This window comes from Pseudomonas sp. B19125 (assembly GCF_044218855.1).
Lineage (GTDB): Bacteria > Pseudomonadota > Gammaproteobacteria > Pseudomonadales > Pseudomonadaceae > Aquipseudomonas > Aquipseudomonas edaphica.
Map to the genome: position 1 here is coordinate 5,631,722 of NZ_CP162589.1, position 15,896 is coordinate 5,647,617.

Below are 15,896 nucleotides of genomic sequence, written 5' to 3' on the forward strand. Positions count from 1 at the left end.
CATCCGCCCGGGCATGGCCCGGCAAGGACTCCCCGTGAAACGAATTTACCTCAGCGGCCCCATGAGCGGCTTGCCTGGCCTGAACTTCCCTACTTTCCACAGCATGACCGCCAGCCTGCGCGCCGGCGGCCACACCGTCACCAACCCCGCCGAACTCAACCCCGACGGCGGCACCTGGAACGACTGCATGCGCCGCGACATTGCCGCCCTGATGGACTGCGACACCGTGGCCACCCTGCCCGGCTGGGAGCATTCAAAGGGCGCCCGCCTGGAAGTCCTGATCGCCGAACGCCTCGGCATGACGGTTGTGAATGCCCATGATCTTGTAACCAAGGAGGCTGTATGAGCAGTAACCCGACAGCGGCGGACATCATGACCGAAAGGTTGTGCGCCTCAATGAAGCGCGAAGAACACCTGCAACAGCGCCTGACCGCAGCGGATGATTGGGCAGATCTAATCCAGGGCCTCTTGCGCCGGCTTGTCCGGAACATCGATCAGGAGTGCTACTGCGCTGAAGATCTGGAGCAGCAGGACGATCAGTTCAGTTCGATCATCAAGTCGATACGCGCCGAACTCAAGGCAGCAGATGGCAGCAAGCCATCCACCTGCACCTGGTCTGAAGGCGGATTCTCCTGGCACACAGGCTGCGGCAAGGAATGGCAGTTCACCGATGGCGGGTTGCCGGCTGAGAACGGCATGCACTTCTGCCACTCCTGTGGGAAAAAGCTGGTTGTCGAGTCAGCACAATCCGCATAGGAGTACATCTGTACTCTTTCGCAAAACCTGTAACCCCTCCCCCTTCAAAGTCAGCCGCTATAGCGGCAAGGACGAGCTCGACCATGGAAAAGATAAAACTCGGCCCGGACCATTATCGCTACGTCGACGAGCTCGACCCGAAAGGCCTGGAAGTCACCTGCAAAAAGTACGTGGTTATCGGCGAAACCGAACAGTGCTGGTACATCGTGGAGGAATTCCACAACAACCTCTTCGGCGGCCCGCATCGTGAATCGATGCTGAAGCAGTACCGCAAGCGCGTGCTGAAGGATGGTGGCGAGCACGGGCGGCGATTCGCCTACACCAACAGGGCTCTGGCGCTGCGCTCGTACAAGGCCCGGAAGTCCTGGCAATTGCGGCATGCCCATTTGTCGATCGAGCGTGCTCAGGCGGCCATCGCGTATTTCGGCGACGCCAAGACCGAAAGCACCGTGCCGACTGATCGCCTGGTTATTCCCTGCGAATACATCCAGGCCATGAACTGGAGTGAATGCTGATGATCATCGACGACGTAATGACCGACAAGATCACCCTGCACGGCCTGGGCTTTGTGCAGGTCCAGCTGGAAGGCAATCAGCGCCTGCACGTTTGGCACCCTGAACTACCCCGGCGTGCCTGCTTTGCCCACTCTGCGATCCACGACCACCGCTTCAATTTCACCTCCCGCGTAATCGTCGGCACTCAGTTGAATCACTGCTTCAAGATGGAGCGATGCGACGACGGGGCCTACATGCTTTACCTGCACGAAGGTTCGCGAACTGCCGGCGGCGGGAGGCCATGGACACCAGATGGCCGGGCCAATCTGGTTATCGACGGTGAGTTCAAGGTTGCGGCGGGCAATGACTACAACACGATCGCCTACGACTACCACGCCACGACACCGGGCGGGGATGGTCGGGTAGCGACCATCATGGCGAAGAGAGGCGAGTACCCGGCCGGCGCCCACTCGACCTGCACTTTCGGCGTTCAGCCAGACACGGACTTCGATCGCTACCAGTGGTCACCGGCACAACTCTGGGAAATTGTCGCCGACGTGATGCTCGGCCAGCGGGTGACGCCATGATCGCCCCCCTCTGGTTCGCCTACGTCTTCATCTACAAGGGGCCCAGGCCATGAATACCTATCGACACACCTTCGCAGCCGTCTGCCCTTCTGACGGAGAAACGATCCTCTACCGGCTGGAGTTGCGGTCGAGCGCCATGATTCGCGTCGAGCACATCAAGGCGACGACAGCGCTGAGCACGAAAGGCTGGCATGAACAGATTGCCGACAGCCTGGCGGAGGCTCTGGGCGGCGATCAGACCATCATTGCCACGCACCAAGGAGTCGAAATCGAAACGGTGAGGCTTAGCGGATGATTGCATACCACGGCACGCCGGTCGGCGGCACTCGCCAGGATGGCGCCCGGTTCCTTGCCGGCCGGCATGCCCTGGTGCCGTTCCCGCGCCAGGACGACATGGGCATTGTCGCCGATGTCTGCCAGTCGTTTGTGTTCGACAACGGTGCGTTTTCGGTTTGGAAGAAAGGCGGCAAGCTAGATGTTGATGGCTACACCGCCTGGGTTCAGCAATGGCACAGGCATCCTGGCTTCGACTGGGCACTGATTCCGGATGTCATTGACGGCGACGAGGCGGCCAACGACGCGCTTCTGGAGGCCTGGCCCAGAGAGTTACGCGGCGTGCCGGTCTGGCACCTGCACGAATCGCTGGAAAGGCTTCAGCGCCTCGCCGCCGGTTGGCAGACAGTGGCTATCGGCAGTTCGGGGCAATGGGCGCACCCGGGGACAGCGGCCTGGTGGAAGCGGATGGGTTCAGCGATGGATGCGATCTGCGACGACCAAGGCCGACCAGCGTGTCGCCTCCACGGTCTCAGGATGCTCGACCCCGCGATATTCCAGCATCTGCCGTTCGCATCAGCCGACAGCACGAACGCTGCGGTGAACGGCGGGAGTATCAGCCGGTTCGGCATGTATGCCCCACCAACTGCGGGCCAACGCGCCAACGTCATCGCCGACCGCATCGAATCGCACAACAGTTCCCCGATCTGGCAGCGAGAAACCCAGGCCGAGATGGCGCTGTAACCCCAATCCCCCTACATGCCTGCCGGTGAGCGGCGGGCGAGGTATTCCTGTGTCTTACATCATTCCGACCGCAGTGAAGTGCCTGGTGTGCGGCTACACCGGACACACCCAGATTCGAACCTTGAGCGCTATCAGTTGCCCGCAGTGCTTTGACGAATTCATCCGGAAGAACGTCCCGACTCTGGTGCCAGATCCCGACGGTAAGCCTTTCGATCCAAACAGCCAGACCGTCAATCTATAACCCACCTTCTGCCGCCCAGCGCGGCAAGGACACCCCATGCTCGCAACAAAAATCACCCTCATCATGCTGGGCCTGGTGCTGTACGTGTCAGTCAGCATCTGCTGGTTCTTCTGGATCGGCCCCGGCCTGCTCATGGATGGCGAAACGGTCGACCTCATAGGCGCCTTTGCCGGCACCTGCACCTGGCTGCTTATCAGCTTCGGCCTGGCCGTTCACATCATCAAGACAGCGCGGCCCACGGCGGGCGGCGGGAGGTAGTTATGTTTTTAACAGCTGAGGAAGTTGCCGACCTGACCGGATACAAAAAACCAGGGGCGCAGATAAAGTGGCTGACCGCCGAACGATACGGGTTCGCGGTAGGCGGTGATGGGCACCCAAAGGTGCTGCGCCAGGTTGTCATCGGGCGGCTGGGTGGTATTCAATCAAGGAAGGGGCCGGAGTTGCGGCTGTGCTGAGGTGAGATAGATGCGACCGCGCAAGAAGGACCGGCACCTGCCGGCGTGCATGTACCAGAAGCACGGCGCGTACTACTTGGTCCGCAAGGGCAAGTGGATGCGCCTCGGCACTGAGTTTCAGGCGTCTCTCGCCGAATACGCCATGTTGCTGGACAAGCGCAGCCTGGGCGGGATGCCCAAACTGATCGACGACGCGCTTGAGCACATGCGCACCAGGACGAAGCCGGCGCTGAAGCCGAACACGCTCAAGCAATACGAGGCAGCGGCCGAGCGACTGAAGGAAAACTTCGCCGACTTCGAGCCGCGCGAGGTGCTTCAGCGGCACGTCGTAGCGCTCAAGCTGCACATGGCAGACACGCCGAACATGTCGAACCGGGTGATCTCGGTGCTGCGGGCAGTCTTCACCTATGCCCTGGAGCAGCAGATTGTCGACTCGAATCCATGCATCGGCGTGCGCCGGCACCTGGAGCACAAGCGCGACAGGTACATCACTCACGGCGAGTTCCAGGCGATCTGCGCCAACTCAAGCGACAACATGCGCGTCATCTACGAGATGTGCTACCTGACCGGCCAGCGTATCGGTGACGTGCTGGCCATCCGATTGGCGGATATCAACGCCGAGGGCATCGCCTTCAAGCAGGAAAAGACCAACGCCAGGTTGCTGGTGCAGATGACGCCAGACTTGGAGGCACTGATCGCCCGGGTCAAGGCGCTGCCGAGGAAGATCCGTGGCCTCACCCTTTTCTGCTCACCGCGCGGCGGCAAGCCGGTGCACTACAGCTCGGTCAAGGACGCCTTCGCCATCAGCTGCCGGAAGGCCGGCGTCGAGGATGCGAGCCTTCATGACCTTCGAGCAAAGTCCCTTTCGGATACCGACGACCAAGGCAACGATGCTCAAAAGCTGGGAGGGCACACCGATGCCAAGATGACGCAGCGTTATCTGCGCCTGCGCAAAACCAACGTAGGTCTTCCGCCAACAATGCCAAAAGATGGAAAACCTTAAAGCTTACTTAGGACAGGAGGATATACCTGACAAGTTCCACGCCCTTATCAGTAAGTTCATCCTCATCCATCAACCCGAAACGCCGCATGTATCTAATAGCGGATTTGCCGAAAGCTGGATCATCAATGACTTTCTGAAATCGCCGACGGATGAATAAAGGCCTGCCGTTTGCCGTATCTTTAGGAAAGTGCTTTAAAATAAACTCCCCAAGATAGCCTTTGAAGCCAGGATCAACCTCATCATCAAGTTCACGACGCTGTTCGGCTAGCTCGGCTTTGGACTGCTCTAGCTCTCTGCTCAAGCTAGACAACCGCTCAAGCAACTGATCTCTCTCTTCGCCCGCAACTGATGCGCGCTGCATCAATTCCTCAATAATATCCTGCCTTCTTGCCTCCTGCTCTTCGATTTCGGCCTTCTTAGCTTCGGAATTTTCAACCCTAGAAGCCGCAGCCACTGGATCAAATGAAAACCTATCAAACTTTTGGCTTAAATCACTATAACCTTGACCGATATTGGTTAGCTTCTCTCCAAACCCAGAATCAATTCTTCCGAGCATCTCCGACACTTCTTTTGTGAATTTATAAGTATGTGTATAGAACGTCCTCGAAGACTCATCAGCCTTAAAGTAAAATAACGCCGAAAGCGCAACCGATGAAACCGCAAGAAAAAGACTAACCAGATCTGTAAAGCTAAAATCTTTGAGGTCAATATTAAAGTCAGCAGTGGCAAACCGCACACCTACTACAATGATAAGCGCGACTACTGCAAGATCTCGCACATTCGCAAGCGTTAAAAAACCAGTTACAGATCGTTTCTTTTCGTTATTATCATTAGTCTCTGTCATTACATTCCCTTGAGTGATGGCATTTTAATGCGAACAATCTAGCACACTAAAATCTCCGACTCCCACGCGCCTTTTACGAAATACGACCCACGGCGGGCGCTCCCCATCAAATGAGCTCGACCACATTCTGCGGATATTTCCCTGTAGTATTAGACAGATACGAATCGTCAAATAGACAGGAAGAGCTGAAAGCCCCGTATGACAGACCTCTCCAGCCACACCCCGATGATGCAGCAGTACTGGCGCCTCAAAAACCAGCACCCTGATCAGTTGATGTTCTATCGCATGGGCGATTTCTACGAGATCTTCTACGAAGACGCGAAGAAGGCCGCCAAGCTGCTGGACATCACCCTGACCGCGCGTGGGCAGTCGGCGGGGCAGTCGATTCCGATGTGTGGGATTCCTTACCATTCGTTGGAAGGTTATCTGGTCAAGCTGGTGAAGTTGGGCGAGTCGGTGGTGATCTGTGAGCAGATCGGCGACCCGGCGACCAGCAAAGGGCCGGTGGAACGTCAGGTGGTGCGCATTATTACGCCGGGCACGGTGAGTGATGAGGCGCTGCTCGATGAGCGTCGTGACAACCTGATCGCAGCAGTGCTGGGCGATGAGCGTTTGTTTGGCCTGTCGGTGCTGGATATCACCAGCGGCAACTTCAGCGTGCTGGAGATCAAGGGCTGGGAGAACCTGCTGGCGGAGCTTGAGCGCATCAATCCGGTGGAGTTGTTGATTCCGGATGATTGGCCCAAGGATCTACCGGCGGAAAAGCGTCGTGGGACCAAGCGGCGTGCGCCGTGGGACTTTGAGCGCGACACGGCGCTGAAAAGTCTGTGCCAGCAGTTCTCGGTGCAGGACCTTAAAGGCTTCGGTTGCGAAACCCTGACCCTGGCCATCGGCGCTGCCGGTTGCTTGCTCAGCTATGCCAAGGAAACCCAGCGCACCGCCCTGCCGCATTTGCGCAGCCTGCGCCATGAGCGCCTGGACGACACCGTGGTGCTCGATGGTGCCAGCCGTCGCAACCTCGAGCTGGACACCAACCTGGCTGGTGGCCGTGATAACACGCTGCAATCGGTGGTCGACCGTTGCCAGACGGCAATGGGCAGCCGTTTGCTGACCCGTTGGTTGAACCGTCCGCTGCGCGATCTGACCGTGCTGCAGGCGCGACAGACGTCGATTACCTGCCTGCTGGATCGCTATCGCTTTGAGAACCTGCAGCCGCAGCTTAAAGAAATCGGCGATATCGAGCGCATCCTGGCGCGAATCGGCCTGCGCAATGCGCGCCCGCGTGACCTGGCGCGCCTGCGCGATGCCTTGAGCGCGCTGCCGCAGCTGCAAGTGGCGATGACCGAGCTGGACACGCCGCACCTGCAACAACTCGCCGTAACGGCCGGCACTTACCCGGACCTCGCGGCGCTGCTGGAAAAAGCCATTATCGACAACCCGCCGGCGATTATCCGTGACGGCGGCGTGCTTAAAACCGGTTACGACAGCGAGCTGGACGAGTTGCAATCGCTGAGCGAAAACGCCGGGCAGTTCCTGATTGATCTGGAAGCCCGCGAAAAAGCCCGCACGGGCTTGGCCAACTTGAAGGTCGGCTACAACCGCGTGCACGGCTACTTTATTGAGTTGCCGAGCAAGCAGGCCGAGTCGGCGCCGATTGATTATCAGCGCCGCCAAACCCTTAAAGGCGCCGAGCGTTTCATTACGCCGGAGCTGAAAGAGTTCGAAGACAAGGCACTGTCGGCCAAAAGCCGTGCCCTGGCGCGCGAAAAGATGCTGTATGAAGCGTTGCTCGAAGATTTGATCAGCCGCCTGGCGCCGCTGCAAGACACCGCCGCCGCCCTGGCGGAACTGGATGTGCTGAGCAACCTGGCCGAACGTGCGCTGAACCTTGACCTGAACTGCCCGCGTTTTGTCAGCGAGCCGTGCATGCGCATCGTGCAGGGGCGCCACCCGGTGGTGGAGCAGGTGTTGACCACGCCGTTTGTGGCCAACGACCTGTCGCTGGATGACGACACGCGCATGCTGGTGATCACCGGTCCGAACATGGGTGGTAAATCCACCTACATGCGCCAGACCGCCTTGATCGTGTTGCTGGCGCATATCGGCAGCTTTGTGCCGGCAGCCAGTTGCGAGTTGTCGCTGGTGGACCGCATTTTCACCCGGATCGGTTCCAGTGATGACCTGGCCGGAGGGCGTTCGACCTTTATGGTGGAAATGAGCGAAACCGCCAACATCCTGCACAACGCCACCGAACGCAGTTTGGTGCTGATGGACGAAGTGGGGCGCGGCACCAGCACCTTCGATGGTCTGTCGCTGGCGTGGGCGGCGGCCGAGCGTTTGGCGCATTTGCGCGCCTATACGCTGTTCGCCACGCACTATTTCGAGCTGACGGTGTTGCCGGAAAGCGAGCCGCTGGTGGCCAACGTGCATCTCAATGCCACTGAGCACAACGAGCGCATCGTGTTCCTGCACCACGTGTTGCCGGGGCCGGCGAGCCAGAGTTACGGTTTGGCCGTGGCGCAGTTGGCGGGGGTTCCTGCGCAAGTCATCACCCGTGCCCGCGAACACTTGAGCCGCCTGGAAGAAACCGCCCTGCCCCACGAGATTCCTGTGGCAAGCCCGGCCAAAACCAGCGCAAAACCCAGCGCGCCGCACCAGAGTGATATGTTCGCCAGCCTGCCCCATCCAGTGCTGGATGAGCTGGCAAAGCTTGACCTGGACGGCTTGACGCCGCGTAAAGCGCTCGAAATGTTATATGCACTGCAAGTTCGGATATAACGCACAGGCTTGCAAGCTGGTAGACTCTCGCGCGGTTTGGGATGCTGCGGGTTATTAGCCTGGCCTGCAGACTATCGCTCCCGAACCTCGCGAGCCCTGCCACAAAGGGTTTCGCTGCCGCCGCCTGAGGAGAGAATTAGAAATGACCTTCGTCGTTACCGACAACTGCATCAAGTGCAAGTACACCGACTGCGTCGAAGTGTGTCCGGTGGACTGCTTCTACGAAGGCCCGAACTTCCTGGTTATCCACCCGGATGAGTGCATTGACTGCGCCCTGTGTGAACCAGAATGCCCGGCCGTCGCTATTTTCTCCGAGGACGAAGTCCCGGCAGAGATGCAGGAATTCATTCAGTTGAACGTCGAGTTGGCGGAAATCTGGCCGAACATCACTGAACGTAAAGATCCGATGCCTGATGCAGCGGAGTGGGATGGCAAGAAAGGTAAGATTGCAGACCTCGAGCGCTAATAGCGCCACCGCCCAATAAAAAGGCCCCTTGCGGGCCTTTTTTGCGTTTCTGGGTGGACCGTTTCACTTTTCTGCAGGCAAAAAAAGGGGCGGTATGACCCGCCCACATTTTTTCCCTAGTCCCTGTATTCCTTTTCATCGTCCTGATGAATCGCATCCTGCGACGTTCCTTCAACCATCGTTCCTTGATGGCTGTGCCAATCCGTGGACACAGGGCTGATCTTAGAGAGTTCCGAGGGAAGTTCAATGGGATCCAAGTGATCGGCTGACAGACTTGAACGCCCATTCAAGTATAAATAATTGTTATTTTTCATAAGGATAGAAAATTCTCTCACCGTTTCGAGATGGACATGCCCGGTAAAAAAACCAATCACTTACGAAAAAGTAAGCAAATGCTTACATGCGCAATTGCGCAAACGCGTGATTGAGAACCTTTGACTGATCGGCAGGCATAAAAAAGCCCCGACAAGGTCGAGGCTTTTTTCATTCAGCCGACTCAGTCATCGCTGACAGTGATGGTCGGCATCGCCGGTGTCGCCGCTTCCTGCAGGACGATCCGCGCGCCCACATGCCGGGCCAACTCCTGGTACACCATAGCGATCGGTCCATCGGGCTCTGCGGCCACGGTCGGCTTGCCGCCGTCGGCCTGCTCACGAATTTCCATCGCCAGCGGCAGCGACGCCAGCAACTCAACCCCGTATTGGGTCGCCAGCTTCTCGCCGCCGCCTTCGCCGAACAAATGCTCGGCGTGGCCGCAGTTGGAACAGATGTGTACCGCCATGTTTTCAACAACGCCCAGCACCGGGATGTTGACCTTGCGGAACATCTCCACGCCTTTTCTGGCATCCAGCAGCGCCAGGTCCTGAGGCGTGGTCACGATTACTGAGCCAGCCACCGGCACTTTTTGCGCCAGTGTCAGTTGGATATCGCCAGTGCCTGGCGGCATGTCGATCACCAGGTAATCGAGGTCGCCCCAGGCGGTCTGGGTGACCAGTTGCAGCAAGGCCCCAGAGACCATCGGCCCGCGCCAGACCATCGGTGTGTTGTCGTCGGTGAGGAAGGCCATGGACATGACCTCTACACCCAGCGACTCAATTGGCACAAACCACTTCTGGTCCTTGACCTTGGGCCGCGTGCCTTCGGCGATGCCGAACATCACGCCCTGGCTGGGGCCGTAGATATCAGCGTCGAGGATGCCCACGCGCGCACCTTCTCGGGCCAGCGCCAGCGCCAGGTTGGCGGCGGTGGTGGATTTACCCACGCCGCCCTTGCCGGAGGCCACCGCGATAACATTCTTGACGTTGGCCAGGCCCGGGATCTGCGCCTGGGCCTTGTGCGCGGCGATCACGCACTGGATGTCGACCTTGGCCGAACGCACGCCCTCCAGGCCTTCGATGGCCATTTGCAACATCTGCGCCCAGCCACTCTTGAACAAACCGGCGGCATAGCCCAGTTCCAACTGGACCGACACCTGGTCGCTCTGGACTTCAATGGCACGTACACAGCCGGCGCTGACCGGGTCCTGGTTCAAATAGGGGTCGGTGTACTGGCGAAGAACGGCTTCCACCGCTGCGCGATTGACGGCGCTCATGGGCTACTCCCGAAAAAAGACTGACTGAAACAGGCGGCTATCCTAACCGTTCCGGCCGCCCAGCGGCATGCTTTCGAGACTTGGGAAGATTCAGAAACAGCACCACGGGGTGAAATATATTTCCCGGCGCTTTATAGTGGCCGACCTCCGTTTCATCAAGTAGCCGAGCCCCATGTCCGAGCCACGCAAGATCCTCGTCACCAGCGCCCTGCCCTATGCCAATGGTTCCATCCATCTTGGCCATATGCTTGAGTACATCCAGACCGATATGTGGGTGCGCTTCCAGAAGCATCGCGGCAACCAATGCATTTATGTCTGCGCGGACGACGCCCACGGTTCGGCCATCATGTTGCGTGCCGAGAAGGAAGGCATCACCCCGGAACAACTGATCGCCAATGTGCAGGCTGAACACAGCGCCGACTTTGCCGAGTTCCTGGTGGACTTCGATAACTTCCACTCGACCCACTCCGAAGAAAACCGCGAGCTGTCGAGCCAGATCTACCTGCGCTTGAAGGAAGCCGGGCACATCGACCAGCGTTCGGTGACCCAGTATTTCGACCCGGAAAAGAAAATGTTCCTGGCCGACCGCTTCATCAAGGGCACCTGCCCTAAATGCGGCACCGAAGACCAGTACGGCGACAACTGCGAAAAATGTGGCGCGACCTATGCACCGACGGACTTGAAGAACCCGAAGTCGGCAATCTCCGGCGCCACCCCGGTGCTCAAGGATTCCCAGCACTTCTTCTTCAAGCTCCCGGATTTCCAGCAAATGCTGCAAACCTGGACCCGCAGCGGCACCTTGCAGGACGCCGTGGCCAACAAACTCTCCGAATGGCTCGACAGCGGCCTGCAGCAGTGGGACATCTCCCGCGATGCGCCGTACTTCGGCTTCGAGATCCCGGGCGAGCCGGGCAAGTACTTTTATGTGTGGCTGGACGCGCCGATTGGCTACATGGCCAGCTTCAAAAACCTCTGCGACCGCACGCCTGAGCTGGACTTCGACGCGTTCTGGGCCAAGGACTCCACCGCCGAGCTGTACCACTTCATCGGCAAGGACATCGTCAACTTCCACGCGCTGTTCTGGCCGGCCATGCTCGAAGGTTCGGGCTATCGCAAGCCGACCGGTATCGCCGTGCACGGCTACCTGACGGTCAATGGCCAGAAAATGTCCAAGTCCCGTGGCACCTTTATCAAGGCGCGCACCTACCTGGACCACCTGTCGCCGGAATACCTGCGCTACTACTACGCCGCCAAGCTGGGCCGTGGTGTCGACGACCTCGACCTGAACCTGGAAGACTTCGTGCAGAAGGTCAACTCGGACCTGGTCGGCAAAGTGGTCAACATCGCCAGCCGTTGCGCCGGTTTTATCCACAAGGGCAATGCCGGTTTACTGGTGGCTGAAAACGCCGCACCGGAACTGACCGAAGCCTTCCTGGCCGCCGCGCCAAGTATCGCCGACGCCTATGAAGCCCGTGACTTTGCCCGCGCCATGCGCGAGATCATGGGCCTGGCCGACCGCGCCAACGCCTGGATCGCCGACAAGGCACCGTGGTCGCTGAACAAGCAGGAAGGCAAGCAAGCTGAAGTCCAGGCTATCTGTGCCACGGGCGTCAACCTGTTCCGCCAATTGGTAATCTTCCTCAAGCCGGTGCTGCCATTGCTGGCCGCTGATGCCGAGGCGTTCCTCAACGTCGCGCCGCTGACCTGGAACGACCACGCCACCTTGCTCAGCAACCATCAGTTGAACGAGTTCAAGCCGTTGATGACGCGTATTGATCCGGTGAAAGTCCAGGCCATGACCGACGCTTCGAAAGAAGACCTGGTCGCCAGCCAGACCGACACCGGTTCGGCTGCGCCCGCCGGTAACGGTGAGCTGGCCAAGGATCCGATCTCGGCAGAAATCGACTTCGACGCCTTTGCCGCTGTAGACCTGCGCGTTGCGCTGATCGTCAAGGCCGAGGCCGTAGAAGGTGCCGACAAGCTGCTGCGCCTGACCCTGGACCTGGGTGGCGAACAACGTAACGTGTTCTCCGGCATCAAGAGCGCTTACCCGGACCCGTCCAAGCTCGATGGTCGCCTGACCATGATGATCGCCAACCTCAAGCCACGCAAAATGAAGTTCGGTATCTCCGAAGGCATGGTGATGGCGGCTGGCCCTGGCGGCGAAGAGATCTACCTGTTGAGCCCTGACAGCGGTGCCAAGCCGGGTCAACGTATCAAGTAAGCCGGCAAAGCCCGTCTGCGGTAAGCGGGCATCCCGTGGCAAACGGGCTGCCTGTGGCGAGCGGGCTTGCCCCGCGTTGGGCTGCGCAGCCGCCCCAATAAAGTCGCCGCATTTGGCCTGTTAAGCCGAGTGTATGTACCAAGGGCCGCTCCGCGCCGCAACGCGGGGCAAGCCCGCTCGCCACAGAACGCGCGCTCGCCACTACAGGCACTGTTTGTTCAACCGGCATACCAATGATCACCCCATGAACTTGATTCAACGTATCGACGCGCTGCTGCCGCAGACCCAATGCGGCAAATGCGGGCATCCGGGTTGCAAGCCTTACGCCGAGGGCATCGCGTTGGGTGAGGCAATCAACAAGTGCCCGCCCGGAGGGCAAGAAACCATTGCCGGCCTGGCCCAGCTGTTGCGCGTGCCGGTGTTGGAACTGGACACCAGTCGCGGCGAAGCCCCGGCCCAGGTCGCCTACATCCGCGAAGCCGAATGCATCGGCTGCACCAAGTGCATCCAGGCGTGCCCGGTGGATGCGATTGTCGGCGCCGCCAAGTTGATGCACACCGTGATCATGGATGAATGCACCGGCTGCGACCTGTGTGTTGCGCCCTGCCCTGTGGATTGCATTGAAATGCGTCCAGCGACCACTGTGCTGGCGATTGTCGGCGGCCTGGCGGCCGATGATGGGCAACGCCATGAGCGCGGCCTCAAGCGCGACCGCGCGCGGCGGCGCTTTGAGCAACGCAATGCGCGGCTGCAACGCGAGGAAGCGCATAAACTCGCCGAGCGCCTGGCGCGGGCTAAACGTTTGGCCCCGCCGGTTGCCCCTGTGCAAGCCGATGACGCTCAGGCGGCCCGGGATACAGCGGTCAAGAAGGCCAAGATCACCGTTGCCATGAGTCGCGCCCAACTGCATAAATCACTCAAGGCATTTGGACATCCACCGACCTTTGAGCAGCAGTCGCAGTTGATCGTGCTGCAACAGCAGTTCGAAGCAGCGGAGCAGGCGCTGGCCGCACTGGAAGTACAGAGCACACCGACGCCAGCAACGGCACCGAGTAACAGCGCCGATCTCAAGCGCGCTAAAATCCAGCTGGCCATGCACCGCGCAGCATTGAAGAAAGCCCAGGATCTAAACGCCACTCCACAGCAACTGGCCGAGGCGCAAAGCAAAGTCGATGACGCACAACGCCAAGTGGATACTCATGACAGCGTTTAAACCCGCGCTAAACCCTGCTGTGTGTATTACTACAATCGCGCTGATCGCCTGCAAGGAACCACCTGCCCCATGAACGCCGCAAAACGCCTGGAAATTTTCCGCAGGTTTCATGAAGACAATCCGGAACCCAAGACCGAGCTGGCCTACTCGTCGCCGTTCGAGTTGCTGATTGCGGTGATCCTGTCAGCACAATCCACGGACGTGGGCGTCAACAAGGCTACGGCCAAGCTGTACCCAGTGGCCAATACGCCAGCGGCCATTTATGCCTTGGGTGTGGAGGGTTTGTCGGAGTACATCAAGACGATCGGCCTGTACAACAGCAAGGCCAAGAATGTCATTGAGACCTGCCGCTTGTTGGTTGAGCTGCACGGCAGTGAAGTGCCACAAACCCGCGAAGCCCTGGAAGCCCTTCCCGGCGTAGGCCGCAAAACTGCGAACGTGGTACTCAATACCGCGTTCCGGCAACTGACCATGGCAGTGGACACGCATATTTTCCGCGTCAGCAACCGAACCGGCATCGCGCGTGGCAAGAATGTGGTCGAGGTAGAAAAGCAGTTGATGAAGTTTGTGCCCAAGCCCTATCTGCTCGACTCCCACCACTGGCTGATCCTTCACGGGCGCTATGTGTGCCAGGCCCGCAAGCCTCGCTGCGGGAGTTGCCGCATCGAAGACCTGTGCGAGTACAAGGACAAAACCTCGGACGATTGAGGGTTCATTGGTTTTCTCGATCAGTCGATTGAAAAAATCTTTTTTACCCGTTCGTGGATTATCGTTATAAGGAGCGCCAACGGCAGTCTTAGCCTGGAGTTAACCTTATGAGCACTGGCAAAGAACAACTGGATGTAGAAGACGATCTCGTTGATGTGGCGGAAGACGAAGGGGACGCCCCTATGGCAGAGGTGGCCAAGACCAATTTGAGCAAACGCCGCACTATCGACAACCTGTTGGAAGAGCGACGCTTGCAAAAACAACTGGCCGATTACGACTTCGACCTCTGATCGATGCGCTGACGGCCGGAAGCCTCCCTGACGGAGGCTTTTTTTTTGCCGGGTTTTCGGGTTTTGGTGCAAAACCGCACCGCGTCTACACGAGGCCGTTGCGCTGGGCCAGCTCGATCAGGTCCACAAGGGAGCGTGCATTGAGCTTGAGTAACAGGCGGGTCTTGTAGGTGCTGACGGTTTTGTTGCTCAGGAACATGCCATCGGCAATTTCCTTGTTGGTTTTGCCTCGGGCCAGTTGCTGCAACACCATCATCTCGCGACCCGACAAGCGTTCAACCATGTCCGCCTCGCTGGCATTGCCCATGGTCGAGCGTACCGAGTTGAGCGCCTGGTTGGGGAAATAGCTGTAGCCGGAAAGTACAGCCTTGATGGCGCTCAGCAGCTCGGTCAGGTCCTGCTGCTTGCATACGTAGCCCGCCGCCCCCGCCTGCATGCAGCGCATGGAGAAATGGCCGGGTGCCTGAGACGTCAGCACCAGCACCTTGACGGGTGTAGCCTGCTTGGTAGACGCCAGCCGACAGATAACTTCCAGGCCATCGAGCTTGGGTATCCCGATATCCAGTATGACAATGTCCGGCATATGTTCCCGTGCAAGTTGCAGCGCATCGACGCCGTTATCAGTCTCGGCAACGACTTCATAACCATGACGTTCCATTAGCATGCGCACAGCAAGTCGAATGACGGGATGATCATCCACGATCAGCACTTTATTCATGAGAAAGTCCAATTTCGCTGTTCGAATTATTTAGAGCAAGCACAATAGCCTAGTCGTTTCCTAGTTGGCATAGCGCTCCCCCCCAAGCAACAGCAAGCAGAGACCCAACCCACAACGATATGGGAATTAACCTACAAAAAAACACAAACTCAGGTGCAGGGAATTTTATGCAACCCTTCAGAACTTTCCGGGGCCATACATATTTCGAGTGAAATATACGCCGCAGAATGGGTACGAGGTAAATGTACCGCACATGACTTTCAGGAAATACCCCTTGCTTATGGCAGCTAGGCCAGTGAGCAGCTGAAAAGAAATCAACTGATTTAGTTCCATTCAACATACCTGTTTACATCCCTATTTCCTACAGAAGTTTCAGCGCCCTACATACTCGCTGTACTTAGGTAGTGAATTTTCCGTAAGACATAGTTCCTGTGCAGGTGTAAAAAATTCATTCAACCGTACAGAAATAAACACGCCATCGCTGAAACGGTCGAATTCAACTTCAACATTC

The 15,896-nt window shown here is 58.3% G+C and carries 18 protein-coding genes; 15 read left to right on the top strand and 3 right to left on the bottom strand.

From position 1 onward, the window contains the following. Positions 1 to 34: 34 nt before the first annotated feature. From AB4P96_RS25800 to AB4P96_RS25840, 9 genes are all read left to right on the top strand, one after another. Entirely contained in the window at positions 35 to 346 is a 312-nt protein-coding gene (locus AB4P96_RS25800; protein WP_395600254.1) for a DUF4406 domain-containing protein, read from the top strand. After that, positions 343 to 756 carry a hypothetical protein gene (locus tag AB4P96_RS25805; RefSeq protein WP_395600255.1) on the top strand — a complete coding sequence of 138 codons (414 nt, stop codon included), beginning with the start codon at positions 343 to 345 and terminating at the stop codon, positions 754 to 756. Before AB4P96_RS25800 ends, AB4P96_RS25805 begins: the two co-directional genes overlap by 4 nt. Positions 757 to 839: 83 nt before the next feature. After that, positions 840 to 1,271 carry a hypothetical protein gene (locus tag AB4P96_RS25810; RefSeq protein WP_395600256.1) on the top strand — a complete coding sequence of 144 codons (432 nt, stop codon included), beginning with the start codon at positions 840 to 842 and terminating at the stop codon, positions 1,269 to 1,271. Next, positions 1,271 to 1,837: a hypothetical protein gene (locus AB4P96_RS25815; RefSeq protein WP_395600257.1), complete on the top strand. Its 567-nt coding sequence runs from the start codon at positions 1,271 to 1,273 to the stop codon at positions 1,835 to 1,837. Before AB4P96_RS25810 ends, AB4P96_RS25815 begins: the two co-directional genes overlap by 1 nt. A 49-nt stretch (positions 1,838 to 1,886) precedes the next feature. Then, the gene (locus AB4P96_RS25820) at positions 1,887 to 2,132 is read left to right on the top strand and encodes a hypothetical protein (protein ID WP_395600258.1); all 246 of its coding nucleotides are present in this window, start codon (positions 1,887 to 1,889) and stop codon (positions 2,130 to 2,132) included. Beyond that, positions 2,129 to 2,854: a hypothetical protein gene (locus tag AB4P96_RS25825; RefSeq protein ID WP_395600259.1), complete on the top strand. Its 726-nt coding sequence runs from the start codon at positions 2,129 to 2,131 to the stop codon at positions 2,852 to 2,854. Before AB4P96_RS25820 ends, AB4P96_RS25825 begins: the two co-directional genes overlap by 4 nt. A 277-nt stretch (positions 2,855 to 3,131) precedes the next feature. Beyond that, positions 3,132 to 3,353 carry a hypothetical protein gene (locus tag AB4P96_RS25830; protein WP_395600260.1) on the top strand — a complete coding sequence of 74 codons (222 nt, stop codon included), beginning with the start codon at positions 3,132 to 3,134 and terminating at the stop codon, positions 3,351 to 3,353. Between the two features lie 2 nt (positions 3,354 to 3,355). Next, on the top strand, positions 3,356 to 3,550 hold the full coding sequence (locus tag AB4P96_RS25835; protein WP_005785292.1) for a DUF4224 domain-containing protein: 195 nt from the start codon (positions 3,356 to 3,358) through the stop codon (positions 3,548 to 3,550). A 10-nt stretch (positions 3,551 to 3,560) separates the two neighbouring features. Continuing rightward, entirely contained in the window at positions 3,561 to 4,553 is a 993-nt protein-coding gene (locus AB4P96_RS25840) for a tyrosine-type recombinase/integrase (protein WP_395600261.1), read from the top strand. A 7-nt stretch (positions 4,554 to 4,560) separates the two neighbouring features. Here AB4P96_RS25840 and AB4P96_RS25845 read toward each other — a convergent pair whose 3' ends face one another. Then, positions 4,561 to 5,397, bottom strand: coding sequence for a coiled-coil domain-containing protein (locus AB4P96_RS25845; protein ID WP_395600262.1), 837 nt, complete (start codon positions 5,395 to 5,397; stop codon positions 4,561 to 4,563). A gap of 198 nt (positions 5,398 to 5,595) precedes the next feature. Between AB4P96_RS25845 and mutS the strand changes: the two genes are divergently transcribed. Both mutS and fdxA read left to right on the top strand, forming a co-directional pair. After that, complete coding sequence (gene mutS / locus AB4P96_RS25850; RefSeq protein WP_395600263.1) at positions 5,596 to 8,175, top strand: DNA mismatch repair protein MutS; 2,580 nt, start codon at positions 5,596 to 5,598, stop codon at positions 8,173 to 8,175. A 142-nt stretch (positions 8,176 to 8,317) separates the two neighbouring features. Then, positions 8,318 to 8,641 carry a ferredoxin FdxA gene (fdxA, locus tag AB4P96_RS25855; protein WP_003208688.1) on the top strand — a complete coding sequence of 108 codons (324 nt, stop codon included), beginning with the start codon at positions 8,318 to 8,320 and terminating at the stop codon, positions 8,639 to 8,641. A 496-nt stretch (positions 8,642 to 9,137) separates the two neighbouring features. On the opposite strand, the gene apbC is transcribed toward fdxA, so the two are convergent. Next, entirely contained in the window at positions 9,138 to 10,232 is a 1,095-nt protein-coding gene (gene apbC, locus AB4P96_RS25860; protein WP_395600264.1) for an iron-sulfur cluster carrier protein ApbC, read from the bottom strand. A gap of 172 nt (positions 10,233 to 10,404) precedes the next feature. Here apbC and metG point away from each other — a divergent pair, with 172 nt between their 5' ends. The 4 genes from metG to AB4P96_RS25880 all read left to right on the top strand — a co-directional run bounded on the left by metG (position 10,405) and on the right by AB4P96_RS25880 (position 14,667). Beyond that, complete coding sequence (gene metG, locus AB4P96_RS25865; protein ID WP_017137048.1) at positions 10,405 to 12,456, top strand: methionine--tRNA ligase; 2,052 nt, start codon at positions 10,405 to 10,407, stop codon at positions 12,454 to 12,456. A gap of 244 nt (positions 12,457 to 12,700) precedes the next feature. Beyond that, entirely contained in the window at positions 12,701 to 13,669 is a 969-nt protein-coding gene (gene rsxB, locus AB4P96_RS25870) for an electron transport complex subunit RsxB (RefSeq protein ID WP_138453760.1), read from the top strand. Positions 13,670 to 13,738: 69 nt separating this feature from the next. Further along, the gene (gene nth, locus AB4P96_RS25875; RefSeq protein WP_017137046.1) at positions 13,739 to 14,377 is read left to right on the top strand and encodes an endonuclease III; all 639 of its coding nucleotides are present in this window, start codon (positions 13,739 to 13,741) and stop codon (positions 14,375 to 14,377) included. A 107-nt stretch (positions 14,378 to 14,484) separates the two neighbouring features. Further along, positions 14,485 to 14,667, top strand: coding sequence for a PA3496 family putative envelope integrity protein (locus AB4P96_RS25880; RefSeq protein WP_395600265.1), 183 nt, complete (start codon positions 14,485 to 14,487; stop codon positions 14,665 to 14,667). A gap of 85 nt (positions 14,668 to 14,752) precedes the next feature. On the opposite strand, the gene AB4P96_RS25885 is transcribed toward AB4P96_RS25880, so the two are convergent. Beyond that, entirely contained in the window at positions 14,753 to 15,385 is a 633-nt protein-coding gene (locus tag AB4P96_RS25885) for a response regulator transcription factor (RefSeq protein WP_017137044.1), read from the bottom strand. Positions 15,386 to 15,896: the final 511 nt, after the last annotated feature.

Bases quoted from the DNA above. Each gene is read 5' to 3' on its own strand.
- fdxA (WP_003208688.1), top strand. From the start codon at position 8,318: ATGACCTTCGTCGTTACCGACAACTGCATCAAGTGCAAGTACACCGAC.
- AB4P96_RS25810 (WP_395600256.1), top strand. From the start codon at position 840: ATGGAAAAGATAAAACTCGGCCCGGACCATTATCGCTACGTCGACGAG.
- metG (WP_017137048.1), top strand. From the start codon at position 10,405: ATGTCCGAGCCACGCAAGATCCTCGTCACCAGCGCCCTGCCCTATGCC.
- AB4P96_RS25835 (WP_005785292.1), top strand. From the start codon at position 3,356: ATGTTTTTAACAGCTGAGGAAGTTGCCGACCTGACCGGATACAAAAAA.
- AB4P96_RS25845 (WP_395600262.1), bottom strand. From the start codon at position 5,397: ATGACAGAGACTAATGATAATAACGAAAAGAAACGATCTGTAACTGGT.
- AB4P96_RS25820 (WP_395600258.1), top strand. From the start codon at position 1,887: ATGAATACCTATCGACACACCTTCGCAGCCGTCTGCCCTTCTGACGGA.
- nth (WP_017137046.1), top strand. From the start codon at position 13,739: ATGAACGCCGCAAAACGCCTGGAAATTTTCCGCAGGTTTCATGAAGAC.
- AB4P96_RS25830 (WP_395600260.1), top strand. From the start codon at position 3,132: ATGCTCGCAACAAAAATCACCCTCATCATGCTGGGCCTGGTGCTGTAC.
- rsxB (WP_138453760.1), top strand. From the start codon at position 12,701: ATGAACTTGATTCAACGTATCGACGCGCTGCTGCCGCAGACCCAATGC.
- AB4P96_RS25825 (WP_395600259.1), top strand. From the start codon at position 2,129: ATGATTGCATACCACGGCACGCCGGTCGGCGGCACTCGCCAGGATGGC.
- mutS (WP_395600263.1), top strand. From the start codon at position 5,596: ATGACAGACCTCTCCAGCCACACCCCGATGATGCAGCAGTACTGGCGC.
- AB4P96_RS25885 (WP_017137044.1), bottom strand. From the start codon at position 15,385: ATGAATAAAGTGCTGATCGTGGATGATCATCCCGTCATTCGACTTGCT.
- AB4P96_RS25880 (WP_395600265.1), top strand. From the start codon at position 14,485: ATGAGCACTGGCAAAGAACAACTGGATGTAGAAGACGATCTCGTTGAT.
- AB4P96_RS25840 (WP_395600261.1), top strand. From the start codon at position 3,561: ATGCGACCGCGCAAGAAGGACCGGCACCTGCCGGCGTGCATGTACCAG.
- AB4P96_RS25805 (WP_395600255.1), top strand. From the start codon at position 343: ATGAGCAGTAACCCGACAGCGGCGGACATCATGACCGAAAGGTTGTGC.
- AB4P96_RS25815 (WP_395600257.1), top strand. From the start codon at position 1,271: ATGATCATCGACGACGTAATGACCGACAAGATCACCCTGCACGGCCTG.
- apbC (WP_395600264.1), bottom strand. From the start codon at position 10,232: ATGAGCGCCGTCAATCGCGCAGCGGTGGAAGCCGTTCTTCGCCAGTAC.